11 protein-coding genes, 1 pseudogene and 1 riboswitch are annotated in these 8808 nt (G+C 55.3%); of the genes and pseudogenes, 5 read left to right on the forward strand and 7 right to left on the reverse strand.

Translation table 11 applies throughout. From position 1 onward, the window contains the following. Positions 1 to 218 (reverse strand): annotated as a pseudogene (locus AB7E14_RS15865) (sensor protein ZraS); the annotation flags it as partial. Between the two features lie 247 nt (positions 219 to 465). On the opposite strand from AB7E14_RS15865, the gene zraP reads away from it, so the two are divergent. Next, the gene (gene zraP, locus AB7E14_RS15870; RefSeq protein WP_044326882.1) at positions 466 to 900 is read left to right on the forward strand and encodes a zinc resistance sensor/chaperone ZraP; all 435 of its coding nucleotides are present in this window, start codon (positions 466 to 468) and stop codon (positions 898 to 900) included. Positions 901 to 970: 70 nt separating this feature from the next. Here zraP and AB7E14_RS15875 read toward each other — a convergent pair whose 3' ends face one another. The 6 genes from AB7E14_RS15875 to nudC all read right to left on the reverse strand — a co-directional run bounded on the left by AB7E14_RS15875 (position 971) and on the right by nudC (position 5330). Beyond that, on the reverse strand, positions 971 to 1666 hold the full coding sequence (locus AB7E14_RS15875) for a DUF1481 domain-containing protein (protein ID WP_316962977.1): 696 nt from the start codon (positions 1664 to 1666) through the stop codon (positions 971 to 973). A 12-nt stretch (positions 1667 to 1678) separates the two neighbouring features. Continuing rightward, positions 1679 to 1951, reverse strand: coding sequence for a nucleoid-associated protein HU-alpha (hupA, locus tag AB7E14_RS15880; RefSeq protein WP_001044509.1), 273 nt, complete (start codon positions 1949 to 1951; stop codon positions 1679 to 1681). 186 nt (positions 1952 to 2137) lie between these two features. Beyond that, positions 2138 to 2728 (reverse strand): YjaG family protein, encoded by a 591-nt coding sequence (locus AB7E14_RS15885; protein WP_042998985.1) that lies wholly within the window; start codon positions 2726 to 2728, stop codon positions 2138 to 2140. 41 nt (positions 2729 to 2769) lie between these two features. Then, entirely contained in the window at positions 2770 to 3441 is a 672-nt protein-coding gene (nfi, locus tag AB7E14_RS15890) for a deoxyribonuclease V (protein ID WP_042998984.1), read from the reverse strand. Positions 3442 to 3450: 9 nt separating this feature from the next. After that, entirely contained in the window at positions 3451 to 4515 is a 1065-nt protein-coding gene (hemE, locus tag AB7E14_RS15895; RefSeq protein ID WP_042998983.1) for a uroporphyrinogen decarboxylase, read from the reverse strand. A 41-nt stretch (positions 4516 to 4556) separates the two neighbouring features. Then, entirely contained in the window at positions 4557 to 5330 is a 774-nt protein-coding gene (gene nudC / locus AB7E14_RS15900) for an NAD(+) diphosphatase (protein WP_058587263.1), read from the reverse strand. Positions 5331 to 5427: 97 nt separating this feature from the next. Here nudC and AB7E14_RS15905 point away from each other — a divergent pair, with 97 nt between their 5' ends. The 4 genes from AB7E14_RS15905 to AB7E14_RS15920 form a co-directional block, all read left to right on the forward strand. Beyond that, entirely contained in the window at positions 5428 to 5916 is a 489-nt protein-coding gene (locus AB7E14_RS15905) for an Rsd/AlgQ family anti-sigma factor (protein ID WP_042998981.1), read from the forward strand. A gap of 50 nt (positions 5917 to 5966) precedes the next feature. Beyond that, positions 5967 to 6076: riboswitch (TPP riboswitch) on the forward strand. A gap of 85 nt (positions 6077 to 6161) precedes the next feature. Beyond that, positions 6162 to 8063: a phosphomethylpyrimidine synthase ThiC gene (gene thiC, locus AB7E14_RS15910; RefSeq protein ID WP_058587264.1), complete on the forward strand. Its 1902-nt coding sequence runs from the start codon at positions 6162 to 6164 to the stop codon at positions 8061 to 8063. Continuing rightward, positions 8063 to 8698: a thiamine phosphate synthase gene (gene thiE, locus AB7E14_RS15915; RefSeq protein ID WP_316962972.1), complete on the forward strand. Its 636-nt coding sequence runs from the start codon at positions 8063 to 8065 to the stop codon at positions 8696 to 8698. Before thiC ends, thiE begins: the two co-directional genes overlap by 1 nt. Further along, a partial coding sequence (locus AB7E14_RS15920; RefSeq protein WP_428169658.1) for a ThiF family adenylyltransferase occupies positions 8691 to 8808 on the forward strand: 118 nt, incomplete at its 3' end. The genes thiE and AB7E14_RS15920, both read left to right, overlap by 8 nt.

An 8808-nucleotide genomic window follows, 5' to 3' on the forward strand; every position in this document is an offset into this window, starting at 1 on the left:
AGCATCCGCATGCCCATCCCGACGCGCCTCCCCGACTCCAGTGCACGGATTAGCACACTGCCATTTTCCAGCAGCGTCTGCCGCGCTGCGTCACTTTCACGCCCGTAATCGCGGATCACCATCACGGCAAATAGCCCAACCAGAATCAGTATGATGGCGGGTAGCACCCCGCTCAACCATCGGGCTACCGTATCCTTATGTTCTCGCATCATTCTCATCAGCTCTGAGTGACTCAATCCCTTCTTTTCAGCAGAAATCATGCCACTTTTCGCGGCTCGTATCCCGGTCTTGCCACACAAACTGCCGACAACGCCGGGTAAAAATGACCCACTGCGTCCTTCCGTCGAGTCATTTTTACTCGCTTTGCTGGCCAGTGCATCGCCAGAACCCGCGCCGGGCGGGAAGAATCAGTCTGGCACGGAAGATGCAATACGGAAGATAAGACCACCCACAGGAGGATAAATGATGAAACGGAACACGAAAGCAGGCCTGGCGCTGATCGCCCTCTCTTTGATGGTGCTGGGCTCCAGCCCCGCCCTGGCGCGGCATCACTGGGGGAACGGCGGCGGCATGTGGCAACAAAATGGCAGTGGACTGAGCGCAGAGCAGCAGGCTGCCGCGCAAAAAATCCATAATGACTTTTACAACCAGACTAACGCCCTACGCCAACAACTGATGTCCAAACGCTATGAATACAACGCGCTGTTAGCGACGAATCCGCCGGATACCGCCAAAATCAATGCTGTGGCGAAAGAGATGGAATCCTTAAGACAGTCACTGGATGAACAACGGGTAAAACGGGATGTTGCCATGGCTCAGGCCGGTGTCCCTGGCGGTATGGGGATGGGTTACGGCGGATGCAGTGGTCGTGGCGGCCACATGGGAATGGGACACTGGTAATGTTTTGCCTGATGGCGCGACGCTTATCAGGCCTACAGAATGTCTGATGTAGGCCGCCATCCGGCACCCATCAAAACGTTTTTTCTTTTGGCTGCCAGTGGCAGAAGTCGGAATTCGCCACCAGCAGAAGCTGTGACCCTTCGGGCGCCTCCAGCCATGCCACGCTGACGTCAACAGATGAATGGCTCTGGCGGCGCTCAATGTGACTCATCGCCCAGGCATCTATATCCGGTTTAATCGTCTCGCCTTCGCAGGTGGTAACCGTACGTTCAGCGGCATGCCAGCGTCCCTGACGCAAGACCACCCGCCCCTGTCGCAATGCATCGCTGGTCTGACGGATCTGCTCGGCACGGTAACGGTACAATTCGATTTGGTCGTTCGACAACTGCTGTTTATGACCATCGACTTCGCGCTGCATAAAGCTCAACTCGCCGCGATCGTCAAAACGCACGCGGATATGCTCCGGCGGTTCGCCATAAATATTGAGTTCTATCAGTGAAAGGGAATCACCCTGCCAGCGGTACTCGCTGGTTGTGGTACTGCCATTACGCCACGGACTGAACACCGAAAGCATATGGACGCCGTCTGATGCGTCTTTACGCCAGATACGCACCGCACCCTGGTTGTCAGCAAACCCACTGGCGGTAAACGGCGGAAGAGAGGCGTTATGGCTACAGGCCGTTAGCAACAGCACGCCTGCTAACGTCAACGTGCGACGCCAGACAGACGAAAGGGGCGAAGCCGCCCCTTCATTAAAACTGTTCACAGCCACGCGGTCTTACTTAACTGCGTCTTTCAGTGCTTTACCAGAAACAAACGCCGGTACGTTAGCTGCGGCGATTTTGATTTCTTTACCGGTCTGCGGGTTGCGGCCAGTGCGCTCAGCACGGTGGTTCACTTTGAAGGTACCGAAACCAACCAGTTGTACAGCATCGCCTTCTTTCAGAGACTCAGTAATAGCAGCCAGAGTGGATTCCAGAGCAGCTTTAGCCTGGGTTTTGGACAGTTCTGCTTTGTCTGCAATTACATCAATCAGTTGAGTCTTGTTCATAAGTTATCCTTACAATGTGTTTATCGCTTGCTAAGCATCGAGTGCGACGGAAATGCCAGAAAAGCACTCTCCTGCATACACGCACCGATAGCCACTTTTTTTCGCCCTCCAAATGTAGACCAGACGGGGGGCGGAAGGGAAGCCTTCAGGTACGACAATTCAGAAGTTAAATCACGTTTTCGTGTCTTACTGCTGCAAATTTATACCGATATTGCTCTCGCCAGCCTCACGCAGGTCTGCTCTAAGCCCTTTTATCAGCTCAATGTCGCGTTCTTCACAGTCAGCTAAAAGTCGGAATATTTCCCACTGAATATCCCACTCTTGCTCCACCGCCGGGTTATCTTTGAGCTCTTCATCGCTCATTTCTCGACCTGCCTGGGTCATTTCCAGCATCGCAACCGTAGTGATGGACGTCTTGCTGACTTCAATGGCGTGTTCCAGCGTCTCACCGCTCAAACGGGAATGAACCAGCTCGCTTAACGCCACGCAGGCATCAATGGCCGGATAAACCCCATACAAGTCATAATCGTCTGCCGCCGGGATCGCTTCTTCAAACTTCTCCAGTTGGCTGTCGAAATTCACTTTCGCGTCTTTGACCGTCAGCGTTTCCCAGATCAGGTCCAGAATACGGCGGTACACCTGTCCGTCGCCAAACCCGGTCTGTTGGCAGAACATGGCATAGTTCGGGTACATGCGCTCACACAGGCAGGCCATAAACGTGACGTGCTGCCAGCTTTCCAGACGTTCCAGACGCAGATGAATCGGGTTTTGTAACATGATGAATTCTCGAATCAGAAATTAGCGGCAGTGTACCGCAATCAGGGCTGAATTTCCTGCCATCGCATAAATGCTGGACGTTCCGATGCCACCGCATCCGCCCAGCGGGTTGGCTCCGGCAGGCGGTAGCCTTTCATACAGCGCTGCACCCACGCCAGGGCGCTGTCCAACCCGACACGATGGCCCGTAGCGATAAACAGCGGATTACAGCGCGCTTTGCTGCGCCAGACCCATGCCAGTTGCTCACCTTTGTCCATCAGCGGCGCCAGTGCGCCAGGTTCAGCAGAGAGTGGTTCGAACTTGCCGCACAATCTTTTTTTCGCCACACCAATGGTCGGCACATCCACCAACAGTCCGAAATGGCTGGCCACGCCGAGACGGCGCGGATGGGAAATACCGTGACCATCCACAAAGAGCAAATCGGGTTTTTGCGAGAGTTGCTCCCACGCTGCCAGCAACGCGGGATATTCACGGAAGGAGAGAAAGCCGGGGATATAAGGCATGGTGGTGGCGATGCGCGCCACTTTGTATTCCACCAGTTCCAGCGAGGGATATTTCAGCAAAACCATCGCCGCCCGCGTCACCTCTCCGCCCTGTTCAAACCCCACGTCTGCCCCGCCGATCAGATCCGGCGGATCGTTATCAAGTTGATCCACGCGGATTACAGATGAGGCCAGTTCAAGTTGTTGAGCGCGTAGCGACGCGAGGTCCATATGGTCTCCTTAGCGGTGGTATTGCGCGGACAGCCGGTGCACCGCCTCCACAAAGGCGCCAGCATGTTCTGGCGGCACGTCCTGGTGGATGCCGTGACCGAGGTTAAAGACGTGGCCTTCCCCCTGGCCGAAACCAGAAAGTATAGACGCCACTTCTTCTTCGATCCGCGCCGTAGGCGCATAGAGCATGGAAGGATCCATGTTGCCCTGTAAAGCAACCTTGTGTCCCACGCGACGACGTGCATCGGCAATATCGGTGGTCCAGTCGAGTCCGAGCGCATCGCAGCCGGTTTCCGCCATCGCTTCCAGCCACTGTCCGCCACCTTTAGTAAACAGCGTCACCGGCACGCGGCGACCGTCGTTTTCACGCAGCAGGCCATCAACGATTTTGTGCATGTAATACAGCGAGAACTGCTGATAATCGCGTCCGGTCAGCACGCCACCCCAGGTGTCGAAAATCATCACCGACTGCGCGCCCGCCTTGATTTGAGCATTCAGATACAGCGTGACGCTCTTCGCCAGCTTATCAAGTAGCGCATGCAGCGTTTTCGGGTCGGCATACATCATCTTTTTAATCACGGTAAAGGCTTTGCTGCTTCCGCCTTCCACCATGTAGGTCGCCAGCGTCCACGGACTGCCGGAGAAGCCAATCAGCGGCACATCACCTTTTAGCTCGCGACGAATCGTACGTACCGCGTTCATCACGTAGCCCAGTTCATCTTCCGGATCGGGAACCGGCAGCTTGTCGACATCGGCTTTGCAGGCGACCGGAGCGGTGAAACGCGGGCCTTCACCCGCCTCAAACCAGAGCCCCAACCCCATCGCATCCGGAATGGTCAGGATATCCGAGAAGAGGATCGCCGCATCAAGCGGATAACGGCGCAGCGGCTGGAGCGTCACTTCGCAGGCCAGCTCGGCATTTTTGCACAGCGACATAAAATCGCCCGCCTCTGCGCGGGTGGCTTTATATTCCGGTAAATAGCGGCCCGCCTGGCGCATCATCCATACCGGGGTGACATCAACGGGCTGGCGCAGCAGCGCACGCAGATAACGATCGTTCTTCAGTTCGGTCATTTTTGCAGTTCCTTATTGCGTCAGGCCGTCAGTGTATCATGTCATTCATACTCAGCCCGACACATTGCCACGGTATCTTCGATCAGACGCCGTGCGACGGTGCCTGGCGGCGGCAGGAGCGGTAAATCATCGTAGCGATACCAGTTAGCCTCCAGCAGCTCTTTCGGGTCGATGACAATCTCGCCGCTGTCATACTCCGCCATAAACGCAGTCATCAGCGACATCGGGAAAGGCCACGGCTGCGAGGTGATATAGCGCAGGTTTTTAATTTTAATGCCACTCTCTTCCATCACCTCACGTGCCACCGCCTGTTCCAGGGTTTCGCCCACCTCAACAAATCCGGCAAGTACGGTATGTACGCCGTTACGATGGCGAACGTGTTGGGCAAGCAGGATCGAATCCTCACGGCGAATGGCGACGATAATGCAGGGGGCGATTTGCGGATAGTAACGTTCACGGCAGTGGGTACAGAGCATCGCCCACTCGGTTTTACTCGGATGCATCGGGTGCCCGCAGTAGCCACAGAATTTATGTGAGCGGTAGAATTCCGCTAGCTGTACTCCGCGCCCCGCCAGTTGAAATAGCCCTACATCCTGATCGATCACCTGACGAACCGATCCCATCTCGTGACGTCGATGCTGTTGCACCAGCCAGACAGGCTCCCCTTCCCACTCTCCGATTTGCAGCGCTGGCTGCCCGACAAGATCGAAAGTTGCCGCATCGCCGTGTGGCAATTCGCCATGAGGCAACCATAATTTTTGCTCATGGCTGACGATCCACCAGCCGTGATCTAATTTTTCAATTATACGATCCATAGCTCTTGCACTACCTTTGCTTCACTGGCATGTTGATAACATTATTTTTACAATTCCTGCGTGAGCAGTTTTTAAATCTACACTTGCGGAGTCAATCATGCTAAACCAGCTGGAAGACCTGACAGAGCGCGTCAGAGGAAGTAACAAACTGGTTGATCGCTGGCTACATGTACGTAAGCATCTGCTCGTGGCTTACTACAATCTGGTTGGCATTAAGCCTGGCAAAGAATCGTACATGCAACTGAATGAAAAAGCGCTGGATGATTTTTGTCAGAGCCTGGTCGACTACCTCTCCACCGGACACTTCAGTATTTATGAACGTATTCTGCATAAATTGGAAGGTAACGGGCAGCTTTTAAAAGCGACAAAAATTTGGCCGCTACTGGAAGCTAACACACAACGCATCATGGACTACTATGACTCCAGTCTGGAAACGGCGATTGATCACGATAACTGCCTGGAGTTTCAACAGGTTTTATCCGATCTCGGCGAAGCGCTGGAAGCCCGATTTGCGCTGGAAGATAAGCTGATCATGCTGGTCTTTGACGCCATGCATGACAATGCGGTCATCAAACGTCCTGCTTGAGTTCGGCGCACAGAACGCGTAGTTTACCCCTATTGCCTCTTATCAGAGGTTACATCTTGTCGGAGTGCCTGGTGTGAAAACACCGGCTGAGACCGTTAATTCGGGATCCGCGGAACCTGATCAGGTTAAAACCTGCGAAGGGAACAAGAGTAATTCTGCTTTATGCGTAAGCCTTAACGGGCGTCGCACACCTATTACTCATCCGTCGTCTGACAAGCCATCTCCTTACTTTTTTGGAATGAGCTATGTCTGCAACTACCCCTAAATTGTCCCGCCGCGAACAGCGCGCGCAAGCACAACACTTTATCGATACGCTGGAAGGCACAGCCTTCCCGAACTCAAAACGGATCTACATCACCGGTTCACAACACGATCTTCGCGTCCCGATGCGGGAAATTCAGCTTAGCCCGACGCTCATCGGCGGCAGCAAAGCGGAACCGCAGTTTGAAGAGAACGAAGCGATTCCGGTGTACGACACCTCCGGTCCGTATGGTGATCCGGATGTGGCAATTAACGTCCAGCAGGGGCTGACAAAGCTGCGCCAGCCGTGGATTGATGCGCGTAACGACAGCGAAGCCTTAACTGACCGCAGCTCTGTCTATACCAAAGAACGTCTGGCCGACGACGGTCTGGATGAACTGCGTTTCACCGGTTTGCTGACGCCAAAACGCGCGAAAGCAGGCAAATGCGTGACGCAACTGCACTACGCGCGCCAGGGTATCGTCACCCCGGAAATGGAGTTTATCGCCATTCGTGAAAACATGGGCCGTGAACGCATCCGCAGTGAAGTGTTACGCCAGCAGCATCCGGGTGAAGGATTTGGCGCACGCCTGCCGGAGAACATCACGCCGGAATTTGTGCGTGATGAAGTGGCCGCTGGACGAGCTATCATCCCCGCCAACATCAATCACCCGGAATCGGAACCGATGATTATCGGGCGTAATTTCCTGGTGAAGGTGAACGCCAATATCGGCAACTCTGCCGTCACCTCCTCCATCGAAGAAGAAGTGGAGAAACTGGTGTGGTCAACGCGCTGGGGAGCGGACACCGTAATGGACCTCTCCACCGGTCGCTATATCCATGAAACCCGCGAATGGATCCTGCGCAACAGCCCGGTGCCGATCGGTACCGTTCCGATCTACCAGGCGCTGGAGAAGGTCAACGGGATCGCCGAAGATCTGACGTGGGAAGCCTTCCGCGATACGCTGCTGGAGCAGGCCGAACAGGGGGTGGACTACTTCACCATTCATGCCGGCGTACTGCTGCGCTATGTGCCGATGACCGCGAAACGCCTGACAGGGATTGTCTCGCGCGGAGGGTCCATTATGGCGAAATGGTGTCTCTCTCATCACAAAGAGAACTTCCTCTTCCAGCACTTCCGCGAGATTTGTGAAATCTGCGCTGCCTATGACGTGTCGCTGTCGCTCGGCGATGGCCTGCGTCCGGGTTCCCTTCAGGACGCCAACGACGAGGCACAGTTCTCAGAACTGCACACACTGGGCGAACTGACCAAAATCGCCTGGGAGTATGACGTGCAGGTGATGATTGAAGGTCCGGGCCATGTGCCGATGCAGATGATCCGTCGCAACATGACCGAAGAGCTGGAGCACTGTCATGAAGCGCCGTTTTATACCTTAGGTCCGCTGACCACCGATATTGCGCCGGGTTATGACCATTTCACCTCGGGAATTGGCGCAGCGATGATCGGCTGGTTTGGCTGCGCGATGCTCTGCTATGTCACCCCGAAAGAACACCTTGGCCTGCCAAACAAAGAAGATGTGAAACAGGGGCTGATTACCTACAAGATTGCCGCCCATGCCGCCGATCTGGCGAAAGGGCATCCGGGGGCGCAAATCCGTGATAACGCGATGTCCAAAGCGCGCTTTGAATTCCGCTGGGAAGACCAGTTTAATCTGGCGCTCGATCCGTTTACCGCCCGCGCTTACCACGATGAAACCCTGCCGCAGGAATCCGGCAAAGTCGCGCACTTCTGCTCCATGTGCGGCCCGAAATTCTGCTCAATGAAAATCAGTCAGGAGGTCCGTGACTACGCCGCCGCCCAGACCATCGAAGTGGGGATGGCGGATATGTCAGACACCTTCCGCGCCAAAGGCGGAGAAATCTACCTCAAACGGGAGGAAGTCTGATGATTCAACCCGATTTCCCAACGGTTCCTTTTCGCCTGGGCCTCTATCCGGTAGTCGACAGCGTAACGTGGATTGAACGCCTACTGGATGCGGGCGTGCGTACGCTCCAGTTGCGCATCAAAGATAAGCGTGATGAAGAGGTGGAAGCCGATGTGGTGGCCGCCATCAAACTGGGGCGGAAATACAACGCCCGTCTGTTTATTAACGATTACTGGCGGCTGGCGATCAAACATCGCGCCTATGGCGTGCATCTGGGTCAGGAAGATCTGGAAACCACCGAACTGAAGGCGATTCAGGCGGCGGGATTACGCCTGGGCGTCTCGACACACGACGATATGGAGATCGACGTAGCGCTGGCGGCACGTCCCTCCTACATCGCGCTGGGCCACGTTTTCCCGACGCAGACTAAGCAGATGCCGTCCGCGCCGCAAGGACTGGAACAACTCGCACGGCATATCAATCGTCTGAATGATTACCCTACCGTCGCCATTGGCGGTATCAGCCTGGAGCGCGCACCCGCCGTGCTGGCGACTGGCGTAGGAAGTATTGCGGTGGTCAGCGCCATTACCCTGGCCGAAGACTGGCGGGCGGCCACCGCGCAATTGCTGGCGATAGCAGGAGCAGGCGATGAATGACCGTGACTTTATGCGCTATAGCCGTCAGATCCTGCTGGGCGATATCGCCATTGACGGTCAGCAAAAGCTGCTTGCCAGCCGTGTGCTGATCGTCGGGCTGGGCGGATTAG

The organism is Citrobacter sp. (assembly GCF_050252275.1).
GTDB classification, from domain to species: Bacteria; Pseudomonadota; Gammaproteobacteria; order Enterobacterales; family Enterobacteriaceae; genus Citrobacter_A; species Citrobacter_A amalonaticus.